General features: G+C 31.4%; 16 protein-coding genes. 14 read left to right on the top strand and 2 right to left on the bottom strand.

Going from position 1 to position 20,214, the window contains the following annotated elements:
• Positions 1 to 58: 58 nt before the first annotated feature.
• From Q1A01_RS12520 to Q1A01_RS12455, 14 genes are all read left to right on the top strand, one after another.
• Complete coding sequence (locus Q1A01_RS12520; RefSeq protein ID WP_299681170.1) at positions 59 to 1,444, top strand: DUF3179 domain-containing protein; 1,386 nt, start codon at positions 59 to 61, stop codon at positions 1,442 to 1,444.
• 85 nt (positions 1,445 to 1,529) lie between these two features.
• Complete coding sequence (gene mnmA / locus Q1A01_RS12515; protein WP_299681168.1) at positions 1,530 to 2,789, top strand: tRNA 2-thiouridine(34) synthase MnmA; 1,260 nt, start codon at positions 1,530 to 1,532, stop codon at positions 2,787 to 2,789.
• Between the two features lie 18 nt (positions 2,790 to 2,807).
• Positions 2,808 to 4,421 (top strand): S8 family serine peptidase, encoded by a 1,614-nt coding sequence (locus tag Q1A01_RS12510; protein WP_299681166.1) that lies wholly within the window; start codon positions 2,808 to 2,810, stop codon positions 4,419 to 4,421.
• Positions 4,418 to 5,368, top strand: a complete 951-nt coding sequence (locus tag Q1A01_RS12505) for a nitronate monooxygenase (RefSeq protein WP_299681334.1) — start codon at positions 4,418 to 4,420, stop codon at positions 5,366 to 5,368. Before Q1A01_RS12510 ends, Q1A01_RS12505 begins: the two co-directional genes overlap by 4 nt.
• 3 nt (positions 5,369 to 5,371) lie before the next feature.
• Positions 5,372 to 5,746, top strand: a complete 375-nt coding sequence (locus Q1A01_RS12500) for a glyoxalase superfamily protein (protein ID WP_299681164.1) — start codon at positions 5,372 to 5,374, stop codon at positions 5,744 to 5,746.
• A 160-nt stretch (positions 5,747 to 5,906) separates the two neighbouring features.
• Complete coding sequence (locus Q1A01_RS12495) at positions 5,907 to 7,415, top strand: hypothetical protein (RefSeq protein ID WP_299681162.1); 1,509 nt, start codon at positions 5,907 to 5,909, stop codon at positions 7,413 to 7,415.
• Between the two features lie 4 nt (positions 7,416 to 7,419).
• Positions 7,420 to 7,848 carry a hypothetical protein gene (locus Q1A01_RS12490; RefSeq protein WP_299681160.1) on the top strand — a complete coding sequence of 143 codons (429 nt, stop codon included), beginning with the start codon at positions 7,420 to 7,422 and terminating at the stop codon, positions 7,846 to 7,848.
• 3 nt (positions 7,849 to 7,851) lie between these two features.
• Positions 7,852 to 9,300 carry a hypothetical protein gene (locus Q1A01_RS12485; RefSeq protein WP_299681158.1) on the top strand — a complete coding sequence of 483 codons (1,449 nt, stop codon included), beginning with the start codon at positions 7,852 to 7,854 and terminating at the stop codon, positions 9,298 to 9,300.
• Between the two features lie 5 nt (positions 9,301 to 9,305).
• Positions 9,306 to 12,692, top strand: a complete 3,387-nt coding sequence (locus Q1A01_RS12480; protein ID WP_299681156.1) for a hypothetical protein — start codon at positions 9,306 to 9,308, stop codon at positions 12,690 to 12,692.
• A complete protein-coding gene (locus Q1A01_RS12475; RefSeq protein ID WP_299681154.1) occupies positions 12,682 to 13,950 on the top strand; it encodes a hypothetical protein in 1,269 nt (422 codons plus the stop codon). Before Q1A01_RS12480 ends, Q1A01_RS12475 begins: the two co-directional genes overlap by 11 nt.
• A gap of 13 nt (positions 13,951 to 13,963) precedes the next feature.
• Positions 13,964 to 15,568: a hypothetical protein gene (locus Q1A01_RS12470; RefSeq protein ID WP_299681151.1), complete on the top strand. Its 1,605-nt coding sequence runs from the start codon at positions 13,964 to 13,966 to the stop codon at positions 15,566 to 15,568.
• A 2-nt stretch (positions 15,569 to 15,570) separates the two neighbouring features.
• Positions 15,571 to 16,374: a hypothetical protein gene (locus Q1A01_RS12465; protein WP_299681148.1), complete on the top strand. Its 804-nt coding sequence runs from the start codon at positions 15,571 to 15,573 to the stop codon at positions 16,372 to 16,374.
• Entirely contained in the window at positions 16,375 to 17,034 is a 660-nt protein-coding gene (locus tag Q1A01_RS12460; protein ID WP_299681145.1) for a flagellar motor protein MotB, read from the top strand.
• Positions 17,018 to 17,797, top strand: a complete 780-nt coding sequence (locus Q1A01_RS12455) for a transglutaminase-like domain-containing protein (protein ID WP_299681142.1) — start codon at positions 17,018 to 17,020, stop codon at positions 17,795 to 17,797. Before Q1A01_RS12460 ends, Q1A01_RS12455 begins: the two co-directional genes overlap by 17 nt.
• A 478-nt stretch (positions 17,798 to 18,275) precedes the next feature.
• On the opposite strand, the gene Q1A01_RS12450 is transcribed toward Q1A01_RS12455, so the two are convergent.
• Both Q1A01_RS12450 and Q1A01_RS12445 read right to left on the bottom strand, forming a co-directional pair.
• Positions 18,276 to 18,671, bottom strand: a complete 396-nt coding sequence (locus Q1A01_RS12450; RefSeq protein WP_299681139.1) for an antibiotic biosynthesis monooxygenase — start codon at positions 18,669 to 18,671, stop codon at positions 18,276 to 18,278.
• 316 nt (positions 18,672 to 18,987) lie between these two features.
• Positions 18,988 to 20,214 carry a ferritin-like protein gene (locus tag Q1A01_RS12445; protein ID WP_299681136.1) on the bottom strand — a complete coding sequence of 409 codons (1,227 nt, stop codon included), beginning with the start codon at positions 20,212 to 20,214 and terminating at the stop codon, positions 18,988 to 18,990.

The raw sequence follows: 20,214 nt of genomic DNA, 5'->3' as shown, positions 1-20,214 counted from the left end.
AAATTCTGTTAGTAAACGTTAGCACTAAACACTTGTAACGACTTTTAAAAGAAAAGCTATGTTACAACGTATTAAAAAAGTATCTCTGATACTCTTTATAGGAGTATTAGCTGGATTGGCTACCACTTCACCATTACAAGCGCAAGAAGTATTATCAGACAGTGAAATACATTACTTTTTAAATATTGTAAGAACCTCTAGCAGAGCTGCACAAGAAAAAGCCTTAAAAACCATTGAAAAAAACTGGAAACCTGAATTTGAAATCATGGCATTAGAAGTTATGTATTTTGGATATTCTACAGATGTAGGTTTAAAAATGGCACTACTCCTACAGAAAAAAACAGGTCAAAATTTCGGTTTAGATTTTAATAAATGGTATGAATATGTTTGGAATAAAGAACAGAAAATACTTCCTGACTATGACTATTTCAAATCACAACTTCATAAATCATTAGATCCTAAATTTGAACAGTATTTTCAAGGCAGACAAGAGAATAGTCTAATTCGTTTGGATGAAATACGATGGGGAGGTGTGCAACAAGATGGTATTCCTCCTTTACGAAACCCAACAATGATTCCAGCAAATCGAGCAAACTACCTTGAGGATGATCATATTGTATTTGGGATTGAAGTAAATGGAGATGCAAGAGCGTATCCTAAACGTATATTAGCATGGCATGAAATGTTTGTAGATGAAGTAGGAGGCATTCCTGTTACTGGAGTCTATTGTACTTTATGTGGTACTGTAATACTTTATAAGAGTGACGTAAACGGTACGGTACATCAAATGGGAACTAGTGGCTTTTTATACAGATCTAATAAATTGATGTATGATCAAGCTACCCAGTCATTGTGGAGTACTTTAGAAGGAAAACCTGTAGTCGGACCACTCGTAGGGAAAGGAATTCAAATGGATTATTTAAGTGTAGTCACTACTACCTGGGGTGAATGGAAGAAACGCCATCCCGAAACACAAGTACTTTCACTACAGACAGGCTATCAACGTGATTATGGTGAAGGAGTTGCCTATCAAGCCTATTTTGCAGATGACAATTTAATGTTTAATGTGCCAACTGTAGACGGGAAACTAAAAAACAAACAATCCATACTTGCCATAAGACTTCCAGACTATCCCGAACAACCTTTGGCTATTTCTGTAAAATATCTTAAGAAAAACCCTGTATATCAATCTACCATTGGGGAGAGTCGGTTTGTGGTGTTTACTGATAAAACAGGCGCCAATAGAGTATATGATGCAACCCATTTGAACTTCAAAAAATATGATCAATACACGAAAGCTACAGACATACGAGGTGAAACTTGGACAGTTTATGAAGACCGTATTGAAAATGCATCAGGAGAGATACGACCTAGAATCCATACATTTAATGCATTTTGGTTTGGATGGCAAGCAGCATACCCAGATACAAAACTTGTGAAGTAAGGAATAGTTCTGCCTCAAATAATTGCGTAATTTTGTAGGCTATTTAAAAGTAATGTTTATACGCTTTCGCGAAAGCGCATAAATAATGTATAATAATAAAACGAACACCCTAAAACGTTCTCTTCTTAGAAGTGAATTGCGGGTGAGAATTATGAAAACAGTAGTTGTAGGTCTTAGTGGAGGTGTAGATAGTAGTGTAACTGCCTATTTGTTAAAAGAGCAAGGATATCATGTCATTGGTCTTTTCATGAAAAACTGGCATGATGATTCGGTAACTATTTCTGATGAATGTCCATGGTTAGATGATAGTAATGATGCGATGCTCGTTGCAAATAAACTAGGGATTCCTTTTCAAACGGTAGATCTTAGTGAAGAGTATAAAGAACGTATTGTTAATTATATGTTTAAGGAGTACGAAATGGGACGTACGCCAAATCCTGATGTGCTTTGTAATCGTGAGATTAAGTTTGATGTGTTTATGAAAATCGCATTAAGTTTAGGTGCAGATTATGTAGCTACAGGACACTATTGTCAGAAAGAAACGATTACCAAAGATGGAGAAGAAATCCATCAACTATTAGCTGGAGCCGATGCTAATAAAGACCAATCTTACTTTTTATGTCAATTATCACAAGAGCAATTGGCAAAAACATTATTTCCTATTGGACACCTTCAAAAACCAGAAGTTCGTGAGATTGCATTGGCACAAGATCTAGTGACAGCCGGAAAGAAAGATTCACAAGGACTTTGCTTTATTGGTAAAGTACGTCTTCCGGATTTTCTTCAACAGCAGTTACGTCCTAAAGAAGGTGTGATTGTAGAGATTCCTAAAGAAGTGGTACCCCAAATGATAGGTGAAGATGTGGCTAGCAACGCTTTCGCGAAAGCGGACTTACCCCAACTCGCAGAAAAACCTGTATACAGTATTACAGACGGTAAGGTAGTTGCAAAACACCAAGGTGCACATTATTTTACAAAAGGGCAACGTAAAGGATTGGCCGTAGGAGGAACTGCTGAACCTTTATTTGTAATTGAAACCGATGTGAAAGAAAACGTCATTTATACAGGACAAGGAAAAAGTCATCCCGGATTATACCGAAAAGGACTCTTTGTAAGAGAAGAAGAGATTCACTGGATACGAGAAGACTTAACGCTGGCTGTAGATGAAACGATGGAGGTTGAAGCGCGTATACGTTATAGACAACCTTTAGAAAAAGCAACTTTGTATCGTGTAGAAGGAGGGATGTATGTAATTTTTGACAATCCGCAAACGGCTATCGCCGAAGGGCAATTTGTAGCATGGTATGACGGAGCATCTTGTTTAGGTTCCGGAGTTATTTCGTAACTTTATAAAAAACTACAGATGATGAAAAGATTACTACGATGGGTATTCCTACTAATTCCCTTTATTACGTTTGCACAAGAAGATGCATGGGTGTTTTTTGTAGATAAAGAAAACGTATCAGAAAGTATTGCAAATCCTATAAGCATTCTCACACAAGAAGCCATTGATAGAAAAGCAATGCATGGCGTAGCAATAGATGAACGTGATGTTCCTGTAAATGAGTCGTATATCACTCAGGTAAAAGCAGAAGACGGGATTATTGTATTAGCTAAATCAAAATGGTTTAATTGTGTACACGTACGTGGTTCACAAGAAGCCATAGATGCACTTGGAAATCTACAATTTGTTGATAGTATTGAATTTGCAGATGATAGTCTTACTAGAGCTTCAGATGGATTTGGATTTGTTAAAAATGATCCAGATTCTACAGGTCAACAACGTGTAGAATATGATTATGGCGCTACTGAAAATCAAGTAACGATGTTAAGTGCTGATTTTTTACACCAGCAAGATTTTACAGGAGACGGATTGATTGTTGCTGTATTAGATTCTGGTTTCCCAGGGATAGATACCAATGCAGGTTTTGCGAGAACACGTGATAATGGACGCTTGCTAGATGGATATGATTTTGTAGATCGTGTAGATGATGAGTTTGCATTTTCTAATAGTAGTCATGGTACACGTACGGCAAGTGATATTGTTGGTTTTATACAAGATCAATTTGTAGGAACGGCCCCAGATGCCTTTTTATATTGTTTCCGTACAGAAGATATTAATAGTGAAAACCCGGTAGAAGAATCTTATTGGGTAGAAGCAGCCGAGCGTGCCGATAGTTTAGGAGTCGATGTGATTAATACTTCGTTAGGATATCGTGAATATGATAATCCAGCATATAGTTATACATATGAAGATATGGATGGACAAACGGCTTTTATCTCCAGAGGTTCTAATATTGCTTTTGAAAAAGGAATGTTATTGGTAACAAGCGCAGGAAACTCAGGTACGGGTATGATTGCCGCGCCAGCAGATGCACCTGGTGTATTGACTGTTGGAGCTGTAGATAGCAATGGAAATTATGTGAGTTTTAGTAGTATAGGCCCTTCTAGTGATGGTCGTGTAAAACCTGATGTGATGGCAAAGGGACAAGGTAGTGCTGTGATTAGACCTAACGGTAGTATTGATACAAGCAACGGAACAAGTTTTAGTTCGCCTATTATGGCAGGTGCTGTAACAAGTTTATGGCAAGCTTTTCCAGAACTTACGAATGAAGAGATCATGCAATTTGTAAGAGAATCGGCACATTTATTTGAAGCACCTACACCACAGATGGGGTATGGAATCCCTAATTTTGAAGATGCATATAATGCTGTTTTAAGTCTAGAGGAGTCCGCTTTCGCGAAAGCGTATACCGTATCCCCTAATCCTGCTAATAGTATTTTTCAAGTACAGTTTCCAGAAGGGAGTTCACTAGCAACTATTGTTGTATACGATCTATTAGGAAAAAGAGTATTAGCACAAGACATTGCTAGAAACAATAATACCGTTAATGTAAATACACTTACTTCGGGTGTATATATTATACAAATACAAGATTCAGAACGATCTACAACACAAAAGCTCATCAAACAATAGTGGGAAAAATTACAGATTTATTTGGAATACAATATCCGCTTATCCAAGGCGGCATGATATGGAATAGTGGATGGCGCCTCGCAAGTGCTGTTAGTAATGCAGGAGGATTAGGATTAATTGGAGCTGCTTCCATGTATCCAGAAGTATTGGTAGAACATGTAGAAAAGTGTAAAAAAGCAACCGACAAACCTTTTGGAGTCAACATCCCCATGCTCTATCCGAACATAGAAGAGCATATGAAAACTATTGTTGATTATAAGGTTCCTATTGTGTTTACAAGTGCTGGAAATCCAAAACTATGGACGGCACATCTCAAAAAACATAACATCAAAGTGGTACATGTGGTTAGTAGTGTCAAATTTGCTCTTAAAGCACAAGCAGCTGGTGTAGATGCCATTGTTGCTGAAGGTTTTGAAGCTGGAGGACATAACGGACGTGAAGAAACCACCACGTTTGCCTTAATCCCAATGGTGAAGGAACAACTCGACATTCCATTGATTGCAGCTGGAGGAATAGGAACGGGTAGAGGAATGCTTGCTGCGATGACACTTGGTGCCGATGGGGTACAAGTAGGAAGTCGTTTTGCCGCTAGTGAAGAGTCGAGTGCGCATCAGTTATTTAAACAAGCAATTGTAGATGCCAAGGAAGGCGATACGGTTTTAACATTGAAAGAATTGGCGCCTGTACGTTTAATAAAGAATAAATTTTATGAGCAAGTCGCTCAGTTATATCAAACATCGCCTACACCAGAGCAATTGAAAGAACTCCTAGGACGTGCACGTGCAAAACGTGGTATGTTTGAAGGTGATCTAGAAGATGGCGAACTTGAGATTGGACAGATTTCGGGATTGATTCACGATATCAAACCTGCGGGTCAGATTGTCTCAGAAATGATCACTGAATATAATCAGGCGAAAACGGAACTTAGTTCGCTTCCTAATTTGTAAATCATGGCTAAGGGTTACATAAAAACAATTCATCCAGTACTTCCTGTACGAGATGTAGTAGCTTCTTTACGTTATTATGTAGAAAAATTAGGATTTCAAATTGCCTTCGCCGATGATCAACACAATTCTATGTATGCTGGAATTACGCGTGATGGTATTGAGATTCACTTACAATGGCATGATGTGTCTAACTGGAAGCAACTGAATGCTTCTTCCTTACGTTTTGTGATACAAAATATAGACGCTTTATATGATGAGTATAAGACAAAGGATGTATTCCACGAACAAACTTCTCTAAAAGAAACATCTTGGGGCACACGAGAATTTGCCTTTTTCGATCCAGATATGAATGGACTGACGTTTTATGTGGATGTTTGATTTTCAGTATGTAATCAATTAAAATTTAATTTATTTTTTTTATAAACCTCAGTATTTACTGGGGTTTTTTGCTTTGTTTTTTTTGGTTATGGTTTTCCGTAATCAAAAAAGTGATGATTACTTTATTATTGTATCAGAGAGAATTTTAAGAATAATGAGTATGAACAGAATTACCATTCAAAAAGTGAATTTGACATTATTTTTTTTAAAAACAATGTTTTTATTAGGGATACTAATGTTTTTAAATTCTTGTACTACTGATCCCACTGATGAATTAAATAAAAAAATAAGTATAGCACTTCGGAATGACAATACAATTGATGAAAGTGAGTGGAATAGTCTTGTAAAATATACAATGAAAAATAAACAAGATTTGGCTGTCTTAATTGGAGAAAATAATACGATTAATAATGATGAGCTTCATAATTTAATTATATCTATTTCAAAAAAAAAGAGGCATAAAAATGAAGTTGTAATATTTAATCCAGAGATTAATGCAATAGATGATATTGAGAATAAAGGCGCTAAAATAAATTTCTATTTTGAAAATTCAGGTTCTATGAATGGTTATTTAACTGGAGATAACTTCAATAAAAACATGCATAGAATAATTGATAAAAATGATCCAGATTTCACTCCTTACTTTGTAAATACTAGAGAATATAAAACCTCTAATTTATTAGATAAAATAGATAATAAGAATATTAGAACACAGGGAACTAGTTCTTCTGATCATGAATTTATTTTTACGAATGCAATAAAAAATGCCATTGGGGATAATCTGAGTATTGTTGTGACTGATGGCATCTATTCTACTAGTGATGGTAATGTAAATATAGTTGAAGTAGATATAGAAAAAGCTTTTGTAAGTGCTCTTAGAGGGAATGCTATAGAAACAGTTGTATTAAAATTATCATCAAATTACAAAGGTACTTATTATACAGAGTCTAATTGTGATAATGTGAGTATAGATCAACAAAGGCCTTATTATATCTTGTTATTCGGAAGTAAAGAAATTATTGACAGTGCATTGAAAAATACTGTCATTATAGAAGAATTGTCAGGTTTCATGGAACAAGCCAGGTTCTTTTTAACTGATAATTTAAAGTATGACTATACGATACTTACTCAAGGTGAAGAGAAAAAAGGATCGTTTAAAAAAGTAGGAAGAGGTGGAAACGGATTAGTAAAAGAGATTGAAGATGCAGAAAGATTTAATCGTGGAGGTGAAAATTATTTACAATTTGCAATAGCAATTAATTATTTGGGAGTACCTACATCGCCATCTTATGTATTAGATAAAGAAAATTATAGAATAGAAGGTGACACTCAATATATAATAGAGGAAATAAAAACAATAGATAGTTTATCTAAAAATAGTGCTACTTATAGAGCTATTGAAAAAATAAATGAAAATGAAAATGTCATTTTGTCCCATTTAATAACTATTAAAGCAGATTATAATGTAACTGGAGAATTAGAGATAATATTAGAAAATAATCTTCCTTCTTGGATTAAAAACACGGGTATAGAAAATGATTGTGATATAGAAAATGATAGAGGGAAAACTTTCGCTTTTGATAATCTTATGACAGGAATTTCGAAAGCATATAAAAAAGTAAGCAAAAGTGATGAATATTTAAAATTAGTATTAAAAGTTAAACATTAAAACCATGAATTTGAACAATTTATTAGCTCCTATTTATGAATATTTTTTCAGTTGGGACAATTATGAAATATTATTAACCTGTTTGTGGGAAAATAATGACTATGGGAAGTTTGGTTGGATGTTATTTCTAGTTCCTTTTTTTCTTTTAGTGCTTTTTTATAAAGTATGGGAACCAATTCGTAAGCAAAGATTGATGTGGTTAATTACCATATTAATAATCTCTATTATACACTATGCCGCAACGACAGGGATTATCTATAATAATACATGTATACTTGATGAATTAGGAGTGTATACTGGAGATCAAATAAATCCAGAATACTTCATCTTTCAAATAGGTATGATAACAGTACTCTATTCTATTATAGTATCACTTATATATACTTTAATAATAAAACGATTTAGTAAACATAATTCTCACAATCCTTTTTAAACTATGGCAAAATTATATGTATTCGGAATAGGAGGTACTGGATCTAGAGTAATAAAAGCGTTAGCAATGTTGTTAGCATCGGGTGTTAAACTTAGTAATGGTTTTGATACTGTTGTGCCGATAATAATAGATCCAGATACAGCAAACGGAGATCTCAATAAAACAGGAGACATTCTTACTAAATACCAAAATATTTTTAAAGAAGTAGGTACAAATAATAATTTTTTTGGCACTAGAATTAGCACACTTCCTCAATTAACTGATGGAAATGTTTCTAACTTAAGTGATAATTTTAAATTTAATGTAGACGGAAGTGGACAAAAATTTGGAGAGTCTATAGACTATAATGGTTTAGATAACGAGAATAAAGCATTTATCGACTTGTTATTTTCCAAAGAAAATATTGAAGCTGATATGACAGTGGGTTTTAAAGGAAATCCTAATATTGGGAGTATTGTACTTAATAAAATAGTTGATTCAGTAGAATATAAGGAGTTTACTAATTCATTTAATGAGGGAGATGCAATCTTTATTATTAGTTCAATTTTTGGAGGAACAGGAGCTTCTGGTTTCCCTTTATTACTCAAAAATTTAAGACAAGAAGACCCAAGTGTTATTAACTCGAATATTATCAGTAAGTCTAGAATTGGAGCAATAACATATCTGCCTTACTTTAAAGTTTCAGAACCTGATGATGGTCAAAAAACAATTGATTCTTCTACGTTTTTTAGTAAAGCAAAAGCTGCATTAAGTTATTATCAACATGCGATTTTTGATAATATGTCATTGGATGCTTTTTATCATTTAGGTGATCATTCTAATAATAACATGGATTATGCCGAAGGCAAAGGACAACAGAAGAATGATGCTCATTTTTTAGAAATGGCAGGAGCATTAGCTATAGTAGATTATGTTGATTCTATATCAAATTTAAACCATACAATTAAAGAGTTTGGAATAGAAGAAGATGGGAAGAAGTTAGTGTATGAAAATCTAGGAGTTGATACAAAGAAAAAAATTAGTCTTCCTCTATCAAAATTGAGTTTACTACAACGATTTTTAGAAAAATCTATGAATCAACTGTTAAACTCCAGAGGAGATTTTAGTAATGAAGCAATTACAAAAGAATTTTATACTTCTGATTTTTATAAAGACAATTTTTCCAAGTTCATGAATTATTTCAATGATTGGCTAAATGAAATGAGTAACAATGACATTGCTTTTGCTCCTTTTCATAGTAATCAAGATCATGCTAAGATTATGGATTATATAATAGGAAAAGAGCCAAAGAAAAATTTTTTCGGAAAAAGCAACTCCAAAGGAGATATTATAATTAAGCAATTAAATAATCTTGCTCATAAAGAAATTTATAAAAATGAAGATACTCCTTCAATGTTTCTTAAAATGTTTGATGAAGTTATAGAAGAACAAGTAAGTAACCTACTAAATTAAGAAAAATGGCAAGAAAAGTATTTAGAATCCATAATGCAGGAGCTTCAAATATTGATTGGTTTCCTTCTGTAAATATAAATAATGATTTAATAAGTAGTATACAAACTGATAGTGGTGATGGAAAAAAACTACCTACTTCAATACCTAGTCCATTTGCAAGAATTGATTTAGTTAGAACTGCATTTGCAAGAGTGGCAGAGGAAGGTAATTTAGATGGATTAGAACGTAATGGAGTAAGTACTGCTACAGATAACCATAAATTGATTTCAGATGCTTTAGATATAGGACAAATATTTTTTAATTATGATAAGCATAAAGATGATTTGAAACTGGAAGCTTGGGATAAAACAAATAGTTTAGGAGCTTTATTAAATGGAAATTCAAAAAAAAGACATTTAGGAAAAACGCTTGAATTATTTTTAAATCAGGATAATTCGCAATATAATTTTGACCAATTCGATAAAATTTACATTTTAAAATATAAACATAAAGTCATAGGAGGAACTTCTCCTAGAACTTTATTCTTTGCGGCTCCAAATGCTAGAGATACGCAAATTATTTTTGGTCAAGATATTATGCTTGACACGAAACTACTACCACTTTATAAAAGAGATAAAGATTATATTAAATACTTATTTGCATTATCAAGTACTGTAGATAATTTTAATGAAAATTTTCCAGAGTTTAATATGTATTTAATTGAAACTGTCGAAAAATTAACTACGTATGATGCTGCTTTTTATGACTCTTTGATGAATTTAGATTGTGAAGAGTATATGAATTCTTTAAATAGTGTTTTTTTTAATAATAATGCAGGAGAACCATTAGAAATAATAAATAATTTACCTGTAAAACAATTTGTTAAAAATCCCCTCATAATAGAAAGACAAAGTGATTTTACAATTAAAACAATTAAAGAGGTAGAAGGAAACAAACCTTTAGTATTACCAGTAGAACCATTTAGTTTACGCTATAAATATACAGAAGATGATTGGGACATAAATACTATAGTACCTGCAGAAGATAAACGACCATTAAGTGAAAGAACGCTTCCAAATCAAGGAGATGCATATCCTTATTTGACGATGAATGACTTCTTAACAGATTCTATAGTTAAATTACCATATGAAGTTGATAATATGAAGTTTCTGACAGTAGGAAGTAGATTTTTTTTATTACCGATAAAAGAGAATTTCTTCACTTATTTCAGTATTGAAGATATTATTGAAAATGACTTAGTTAAAATCAAAGATCTTTCCGGAGGAAGTGTTGAAATTGAGATAAGTATTCCCGTTAAGAGAGAATTTATTACGTATAAGAAAATATACTACCCTAAAAGTTCAGCAGGTACTACTAATAATGACTCTAAAACAGGAACAATAGTAGAAAAATCATTTGCGCTATCCGTCTATCCGTTTGTAAAAAGTATAGAAAGAAAAATATCATATACAATAGGAATAGCAGATGTTAGTCCAAATAAAAATGAACTTTTAGGAGTTGACTTTTACCATTCAAAATATACAAAATCTGTTCAATGTAAGCATCAATCTTATAGAGCAGAAAAACCTATTAAAACGCAACAATCTATAATTGATGATCAATTTGATATTATATTTATAAAAGTTGGAAGGGTTCAGAATGTTATTATACCAAAATGGTCTGAATATAATGGTAGTAGTGGAGATGATTATGAATTTGCTATTGATTTTGGAACTACAAATTCACATATTGAATATAAAATTCAAGGACACGGTTCAGAGAAAGCATATGACATTTCAGAAAGTGATGAGCAAATCGCTTTTCTAATGCCAAATCAAGAAGAATCAAAGTTGCGATCACAGTCTATTAGAGATATACTTGATGGGGAAAATCATTTAACACAAGAAATTTTAAGTAAACAATTTGGAGAAGGAAAGTTGAGAAATGCTCCTTTCCGAACCTGTTTGATTCAAAATCAAAATATTAATTTTTCAAAACCAACAAATATTTTCACTCACACAAATATTGGGTTTGATTATGAAAAGAATACTATAAGAAAATATTTAAAAGCATATACAGATTTAAAATGGGCAAGTAATGATGAAGATAATTTAAAAAGAATTGGACATTATATAGAAGAATTGTTGATGCTTTGTAAAAACAAAGTATTAATGAATAATGGTAATTTAAGCAATACTAAAATCATTTGGTTCTATCCAGTTTCAATGACAACACATAGGTTGAAAATTTTTAAAACTTTATGGCAAGAAAAGTTTGAGCAAATATTTGATCTAAACCTAGATAATCTATCTAACTACCCTGAAAGTATTGCTCCATTTTATTACTATAAGGCTAATGAAGGAATACACGCCCATGCTAAACCTTCTGTTTCAATAGATATTGGTGGAGGAACAAGTGACGTAATGATTTATGCTAATGGTGAACCACAATTAATAACCTCTTTTAAATTTGCAGGGAATTCAATTTTTGGAGACGGATTTAACGGAAATATCAAGTCTAATGGTTTTGTTCAAAAATATTTCCCATTATTTAAAGACTTGCTTATTCAAAATGAATTGAAATCAGAATTAACAATTTTGGATAAGATCTATAATGAAAATGCTTCTTCTGCAGATTTAGTAAACTTTCTCTTTTCTCTGAAAAAAAATAAGAGTCTATTAGATAAGCAAGTTGATATTGATTTTTCAAAGATGCTAAAGACGGATAGCGATTTTAAAATCATTTTCTTACTCTTTTATGCGTCTATTATTTACCATATAGCCGAAATGATGAAAATAAAAGGGATGGAAACTCCTCGCAATATTTTGTTTAGCGGTACAGGATCTAAAATATTAAACATAATAGATAGTGACCGAAACTTAGGGTCATTAACAAAACTTTTTGAAGCAATTTTTAATGAAGTGTTTGAGACAGATGAATCAAATATTGATTTAAGAGCAAATGCTAATCCAAAAGAAATTACTTGTAAGGGAGGGTTTTATATTGATAAAAATCTAGATGTTAATAGTCATAAAGAATTAGTTGAATTTAGTATTGGAAACTTTAATGATAAAAAAGTTCAAAAAAGAACCCAGTCAGATGACTTTGCAGTTAGTTATAATAATATAGATAGTGAGTTTAGAAATGGTGTAATAGAAAATGTAGAGACGTTTTATAAACTATTCATTAAACTAAATAAATCATTAAATTTTATAGATGAATTCGGAATATCAACAACTTCATTGAAAGTGTTTAATGATCATAAATCCACTGATCTAGAAGATTTTATTATGGCAGGTTTAAATGCAGTTAAAAAAGACTCAGATGATGATGAAGCTTTAAGTGAAACTTTATTCTTTTATCCACTTATTGGTAAGCTTAATGAGTTAGCAAAAGAAATAAATGGAAATTGATATGAGAAAATTGGTTGTATTGCTATGGATGATTTTCCTTCCGACAGTATCAACAATAGCACAATCTAATAAAGAAGAACAAGAAATTTACAATCAATTAAAAGAATGGGCTGTAGTTAAGTTAACAATTGCATATATAGAGGATCTAAGAGGATGGACACCTGAAACAAAGAACAATAATAAAAGCGAATTTCAAACCTATATAAAGTTAGTTAATGAATATCAAAATTTTTCAAATGAAAAAGTAATAAATCTTGACAGTGTAGGCGAATTATTAACGAATGGAAGTTGGTCAAGAACCAAAATAAATGTTTTTGATCATTATAATACGTTAAATATAGATTCAGAATTTAATTTTCAGAGTATACAAGCATCAGGATACGATGAAAAAAATTCTAAACAACGTTTTAATGAAACAATAATTGTATTAAATAAAAAATATGAAGAGTTACTAAATGCTAAAAATAATATAGAAAAAGGTAATATAGAGAATTCTATGACTGAATCATTACCTGAAGATTCAACAGATTATACAATCAAAAAAACTTCGGAGTCATCATCTCTATTATATTGGGTTTTAAGCATATTAATAATAGCTATAATTTTCATATTCTTTTTCAAGAAAAATAAATTAAAAAATGGTGTAAATATGAGAAATGATGGTTCTAATATGACTATTACTAATCATGATTCTTTTAATTCTTTAATTGAAAAATTAAAAAATGATGTGCATCATCTTAAAATATCAGAAGATAGACTCAATGGGAATATACAAAGTCTTAAGAGAGAAGTGAAAAATCTTAAAATGGAAGTTGCAACTTTGAAGAGTAATTTAGTTTCAGTAAATGAATATTCTACAAATGATACACCTTCTAAATCGATAACATTAAAGGAAACGTCTTCTAAAGCCACTGAACTAGATGTATCTCATGATAAATCAAGTAATCTAATTTACTTACCCTCTCCATTTCAAGATTTGACTTTTGCAAATGAAGATGCAAGTAAAGACAGAACATTAAACTCACTATATATGATTGAGTTTAATAAGCAAATGAAAACAGGTGAATTATCGGTTTTAGTAGATGCTAATTTATCAAAAGCGTTAAACTCACCAGATACATATTTAAAAACTGCATGCATCTACGATAATGATTACTCTAATAATGCAAAAGCAATTATAGTTACTAATAAAGGAAAGATAAAACTTGAGGGAGAGGATTGGATAGTAACAGAAAAAGTTAGAATTAAATTTATTTAAGCATAGAAGTTTTATGAATTATAAATATTTAGAAGTCCTCATAATAGTAGTCATTGTTTTGTTGCAATTGTTTTTAGCATATAAACTATGGTATAAAATTAAAATGTACAAAGCAATTTATGATGTAGAGGATTTACCAATAATTACAGAAAAAAACATATCAAAAGGTGTTTTTGATAAAGGGAATATACATGAAATGCTATCCTATAAAGGAGAAGAAAGTAGCATTAGTATTACGTATCTCGAATATTCTCCAAAAAGCCAAGTGTTGGAAACAATAGTGAAATATATTAATGTTTATTTAATCAAGAATAAAGGAGCTTCTATTGATTTTCATATAATAAAAGATATAATCAATAAGCACACTGAAACCATAGAAAACCAAATTGAAAACAGAATACCTGCTCCGTTATATCTTGGATTAGCAGCTACAATGATTGGAATAATTGTAGGGTTATTTTCTGTTAGTTTTAGTGGAGATAATAATGCTTTAGATGCAATTCAACCATTAATTGATGGAGTTAAATGGGCAATGTCTGCAAGTGTGATTGGACTGCTTATAACGACAATATTTTCTATTAAGATTTACAAAGATGCTCAGACAGAAGCTGATGAAGAAAAGAGCGAGTTTCTTTCAAAATTGCAATCTGAGTTAATGCCAAAAATGGTCATAGGAAATTTACCAGAAGTTTCAATTCTATCTGATAAACTTGATGTATTTGCAAGAGCTACTAATACCTCAGTGTCACAATTGAGTGATATTGTAAAAATGTCTAATGAAACAATAACTCATGAGCAAACTTTAATTAAGGATATATCAAATCTTGATGTTAAAGGAATATCAACTGCAAACTCAAAAATATTTAAGGATTTAGAAGGGATGATGGGAACTTTTCAAAATTTTGCTAAATATTATAATGAGTTAGATAAATCCATGGTAAGCACAACAGAGTTATTATCTAACTTAAAACAATTTGTAAATAATACTCAAAATGTGAATATTATTTTAACAGAAATAAAAGATAGTATTATTCAAAGCAATCAAGCAACTACTTTTTTTAATAAGCATATTCAATCTTTCGAAAGATATAATGACGCTATTAATATAGCTGTTGCGAAAAATGACTCTGTGTTTCAAGATGCAGTAAGTCAATTGTCTAATGCAACATTAAAACAATTTGATTCTTTCAATAATTTAATATCCTCGTTTGATTCTAAATTATCAGGAGCTTTTACTAAATCTGTTGAGAATTTTACAAAGATTATGGATGATCAAGTTCGAAGAACAGAAGAAGCTTTTGAAAATGCGAGGCCTAAATTTGAAAAACTTAATAACTTAGATAAACTGCTTAAGCTAGAAACAATTGATGAAAGATTAGGAAGTCTTGAAGAAAAACTAGTAAAAGTGATTTCAAATGGAAACAGAGAATTAGTGACAGCACTTTCTAAACTGAATACTACTGGAGAAAATAGATCTTTTAACAAAAATGAAACTTATCTTAATAAAAAGAAAAAAACATTTTTGAATAGTTTATTAACGATCCTAAAAATTGGAGCATATACGATAGTTATTATTTATGGGATTCATTCGGTACTAAAGTATTTTGATGTTGTATAATAATGAAAAAATCTAATTTCTTTTGGATAGGTTTTTCAGATTTAATGACAAGTCTGTTTTTTGTAATGTTGGTACTATATGTGGTTTCATTTACTTTTTATAAAAAACAAATTATAAATAGTACAGAGATTGATAAAGAGCTTAAAGAGACAAGAGATAAACTTGCGATTTCTGAAAAAAATCTAGATGAAGCCAAATCCATAATTGGATATTTAAAAACTGAAAATGATACTTTACGTGTTTCTGCTAAAAAAATAAAATTAATTGAAGCCATAGAAGAAAATCTAGAACCTTTAAAAAAGGATACGATACTTTTTCGCTACGAAGGAAAACATAAGCGGTTTACTCTTGCTTTTGATGTCGAATTTAATACAGGAAGAAGAGGAATTAATAACACAAGTCTAAAAAAATTTGTAAAAACTTCTGAAAAAATTAAAGAAGTAGGGGTCCAGTTAAAAAAAACTATAGACGATTTAGCAAAGAAGAAGATATCTGACCCCCGAATGAAAAATGTATCGTATATAGTTATTATTTCGGGCTATGCCTCTAAATTACTAATTGCAAATGAGAGTGTTGATTATATATATAGTTATGAAAGAGCATATAATCTTTGGAAGTATTGGAAAGACTTAGGAATTAATTTTGAAGATGAAAGATATAAAGGATTAGTTGATTTACAAATTTCAGGTAATGGTTGGGGAGGAGTTGGAAGGTTTAAAAGAGATCGAAATAATCGGTTTGAAAATGAAACAAAAAACCAACGATTCATTATACAAATTATTCCTAAAATAGGAAAAGCAGACTAAATGAAAAAAGCTGGATTTTTTTGGGTTAGTTACGCAGACTTAATGACAAGCCTTTTCTTCGTTATGCTAATCTTGTATATAATTTCTTTTGCTATAGTAAAATCAAAACAGAGCGAATTACAAGCAGCAGCAGATCAATTAAAAGAAATAGAAAGTGTTCAAAATGCAATTGAAAACTTAGATTCAAGATATTACTCGTTTGATGAAATTAATAAAAGATATAAGTTGAATATCGACGTGCATTTTAAACCTAATAGCTCAAAAATCAGCGATATACCATTCTCAAAAAGACAAGAATTAGCATTAGCCGGTAAAAAATTATTTTATAAAATAGACAGTATTGTTAAAGTGAATGAATCTGTTGACTATTTATTAATAATTGAAGGTAATGCTGCTAGGTATAATGAAAATTATATTAGAGATCCAGATAAAGGATATCGATTAAGCTATAATAGAGCTTTAGCATTATTTAATTTTTGGAAAGATGAAGGCTTTGATTTTGGGGAAATTGGTAATAATCAATGCGAAATAATTATAGCCGGAAGCGGATATTTTAGTCAATCTCGAGATACTATTACTGAGCAAAACAATAAAAGATTTATAATACAAGTAACCTCCAAAGTTGGTAAATATTTCAATAAAAATGAAAAAAATAAATAATAGTAAAATCTACAAAAACATATGTAGTATTGGCTTACTTATAGTAGTTAGTACATTAATATTGACACAATCCTGTCAAAGTAATTCTAAATCTGGAAAAGCAAAATTGATAGCGACTGTAATGGCAAAAAAAGAAGCTAATAAAAAATCAACAATACCTACTCCAGAAACTATAAAAAAAGATGTTGATCCGGAAGTTGTCGAAATTGATGACGTTGTAACTCCAAAAGAAAAAAATAAAATAAAGAACGAACTAATTAATAATAAAATTCCTCCAGCACAAGGTAAACTTATCCAAGTAGAAGGTTTAGTATTAAGAGAGGTAAACAAATTGACTATAGATCTTAAAACTTCTAGTTCTCAATTAGAGCAAATATTTGCAATGAATGACTATGTATATAGTAAATGGCATTATGTTTTTGATCCTTCCTTAAATAAAGACACTTGGAGATCTGCTGAAGCTACTATTTCTTTAAAATATAAAGGAATCTATTCGGGTGATTGTGATGATTTTGCGATTTTGATGGCTTCTTTTGCAAGACAAATAGGTTTAGAAGCTAGAATTGTAGCTGCATTTGATGATAACGGAAATGGTCACGCTTTTTCTGAAATTTTAGTTCCTGAAAATGACTTTTCAAATCCATTACTTAATAGTAAAGATTATAGAGTCGATGATCAAGGTAAGTGGATCAGTTTAGATTGGTTTAAAGGGAAGTCTCATTATAAATACAAGAATAATCTTAAAATATTTGATGATATTTAATATTTGTTTTTTTATTTTATCTGAGAGTATTACCCTAATTCAGATTAATACCTATGAGATATAGTCATAATAGACGACCAACAACTAAAAACTATTTAGGAATACCTATTGTTTTATTAGGTCTTTTTTATTTACTGCACCTTTGGATATTTAGATTTGGAGTGACAATAAAAATTCTCTTTATACTTTTTCTGCTATTTTTGCAATGGTTGTTATTACGAATATTTAAAAATAAAATAAAATTGAACTTTGGTTTTGTAATGTTCTTTCTTTTTGAATTAGGAGTCGCTGTATTTTTTATTTATAAGTTGTTTGAATGATTTCAAATAAAAATTTATTGGTTTGTGATAAAATGAATTCCTTTCTATATCAATTTAAATAAGAGCATTTAGTTATAACATTCTTTCCTTATACGCTTTCGCGAAAGCGAATTTACGACCAGGGAGAGCGTAGCGCTAAAGCGTATAAAACCTATTCCTTATTTACACGGAAACCCCATCTCTTCCCTTACAAACCCAGTAAAAGGGTTCAACGCAGTAACTACCATTTTTGGCATATCTGAAGTAGTATCCCATTCAAAAAGATGACCATATTTCTGAACAAAATCAACAAAAGTACCACTCGGGTCACTTTGCCCGTTGGGACCATATAAATGATAATCAAATGCAGCTTGATCTTTATACATTTCTACAAAAACAATATCATTGGGATTTGGTATTGGATTACTATACCCTTTGGTATTAATAGCTTGTGGAAGATATAAAAGTGTACCAGGTTCTGAAGCTTGTACTTTGGAAGCAAGTGCTTCTATTGCAGGAATAGCTTCTTTTTCTTTCCCTTTACAAATAGTCCAAATGGCGGTGACAGATATCATAGTGTTTATGGTATATAAAAATTAAAGTTGTTTTGTCCGTTCAAACGCATTCGATATTTAGAGAGTAGTTCTCGACTGCGCTAGAAATGACATTCGCTGTGTTAGAGACATTATACTCAAGCAACACAGTATTTATTAGTATAGATAGAATGTATTATTAATCTGACTCGCTGTGCATTTAGATGTTTATCTCTTTAGTTTTCTAGTGAATTTTTTAGTGTTTTAACTCCGTCCTAAAGGAAGCACTAAAATTTCGGAGATCTTCCCTTTAGAGTAGAGAGAAAAATCGATGAAATTATTCAAAATGCACAACAGGTTAATCTATATATTCAAAACTAGGCCCAGCGGCAAGTCCATTTTTACCTGGAATTTTCATGAGCTCTTGCGCTTTGTATTTCATATCAAACATGATCATAATCCCTTCTCGTAAAACCTCTGGTTTTCCATTACATCCTTTATCAAGATTATCGAGGAGATTACAATACGTTTTATTGAAATCATACATTTTTTGATATACTTCAGAATCTTTTGGATAGTCTTCCATTTTTGGATTATCATTCATCAGATAAACATCATCCCAATCAATATCTATTTCTTCACCAGTAGGAAGTCCTCCATTTGGACTATCTCTATGAGCAGAATCTGTCGGTTTGTAAAAACGACCATATTGTACTTCTTTAAATCGGAAGTAATGTGCATATTCTTCTACATCTGCGCCAAACCATAGGTATTCTTCTTGACCTTCTCCATAAGGCTCAGCAAAAATAGACCCAAAGCTTCCTTCACCTTGATCTACAATTTCATCTATTACAGCTCTTGCATCTTCTATACTATGTACGTTGATGATACTTCCTCCAGCACCATAATAGTGCTCTGGCGTTACTTGTTGGGTTTTTCCTGTAAAAATAGTTTTCCCTTTCTTCTGGGCTTCGGCTTCTAATGTTTCTATTTGTTCCATCACGGCCTCATAAAAAGCACCTATCGAGTGGTATTCTATCTCTCCGCTATTTACACGTAACTGTACTTTAACTTCACGTTCTTCATCGCCTGGATGTTCTATTTTACAAAACACACGTACTTGTTCTTTGGTGAGCGATGTTAAGTTAATGATAAGGTCTTTATCTACATTACCAGGCAATCTCGTAGGATATGATGGTATAAAAGGTTTGCCTTTTACTTTTCCAATAATAGGACTTCCTCCAATGGAGTTGATCAAATTTGCCACCATGACCATGTGTAACATTTCTTCAATAACAACACTTTTTACAATTTCTGCTGCCATTAAATTCTTTCCTTCTTTGATAGAATATAAAGCACATAAATATGGAGGAATGGTCGAATGTTCTAGCTCCATGGCAGTTTGAAGGTTTTCTTTCAAATCTTCTAATGTTGCTGTTTTTTTAGTTGTTGCGGGTGCTGCAGCACCTCTAAGCATTGTTTTAGGGGATTTTTTAGCCTCCTCTTCCTGTTGTTGCTTATGTTTAAGACGACTATTAAGTTGTTGACGTCTTGGATTATTATTATGTTGATATGAATTGCTCAT

This window comes from uncultured Dokdonia sp. (assembly GCF_947492815.1).
GTDB lineage: Bacteria > Bacteroidota > Bacteroidia > Flavobacteriales > Flavobacteriaceae > Dokdonia.
Note: the sequence above shows the minus strand (reverse complement) of the source record. Positions and strands in the feature narration are given on the sequence as shown.

Excerpts from the sequence above, each read along its gene's own strand:
- Q1A01_RS12510 (WP_299681166.1), top strand. The coding sequence starts at position 2,808 with ATGATGAAAAGATTACTACGATGGGTATTCCTACTAATTCCCTTTATT.
- Q1A01_RS12485 (WP_299681158.1), top strand. The coding sequence starts at position 7,852 with ATGGCAAAATTATATGTATTCGGAATAGGAGGTACTGGATCTAGAGTA.
- Q1A01_RS12470 (WP_299681151.1), top strand. The coding sequence starts at position 13,964 with ATGAATTATAAATATTTAGAAGTCCTCATAATAGTAGTCATTGTTTTG.
- mnmA (WP_299681168.1), top strand. The coding sequence starts at position 1,530 with ATGTATAATAATAAAACGAACACCCTAAAACGTTCTCTTCTTAGAAGT.
- Q1A01_RS12465 (WP_299681148.1), top strand. The coding sequence starts at position 15,571 with ATGAAAAAATCTAATTTCTTTTGGATAGGTTTTTCAGATTTAATGACA.
- Q1A01_RS12460 (WP_299681145.1), top strand. The coding sequence starts at position 16,375 with ATGAAAAAAGCTGGATTTTTTTGGGTTAGTTACGCAGACTTAATGACA.
- Q1A01_RS12445 (WP_299681136.1), bottom strand. The coding sequence starts at position 20,214 with ATGAGCAATTCATATCAACATAATAATAATCCAAGACGTCAACAACTT.
- Q1A01_RS12475 (WP_299681154.1), top strand. The coding sequence starts at position 12,682 with ATGGAAATTGATATGAGAAAATTGGTTGTATTGCTATGGATGATTTTC.
- Q1A01_RS12520 (WP_299681170.1), top strand. The coding sequence starts at position 59 with ATGTTACAACGTATTAAAAAAGTATCTCTGATACTCTTTATAGGAGTA.
- Q1A01_RS12500 (WP_299681164.1), top strand. The coding sequence starts at position 5,372 with ATGGCTAAGGGTTACATAAAAACAATTCATCCAGTACTTCCTGTACGA.
- Q1A01_RS12455 (WP_299681142.1), top strand. The coding sequence starts at position 17,018 with ATGAAAAAAATAAATAATAGTAAAATCTACAAAAACATATGTAGTATT.
- Q1A01_RS12495 (WP_299681162.1), top strand. The coding sequence starts at position 5,907 with ATGAACAGAATTACCATTCAAAAAGTGAATTTGACATTATTTTTTTTA.
- Q1A01_RS12490 (WP_299681160.1), top strand. The coding sequence starts at position 7,420 with ATGAATTTGAACAATTTATTAGCTCCTATTTATGAATATTTTTTCAGT.
- Q1A01_RS12450 (WP_299681139.1), bottom strand. The coding sequence starts at position 18,671 with ATGATATCTGTCACCGCCATTTGGACTATTTGTAAAGGGAAAGAAAAA.
- Q1A01_RS12480 (WP_299681156.1), top strand. The coding sequence starts at position 9,306 with ATGGCAAGAAAAGTATTTAGAATCCATAATGCAGGAGCTTCAAATATT.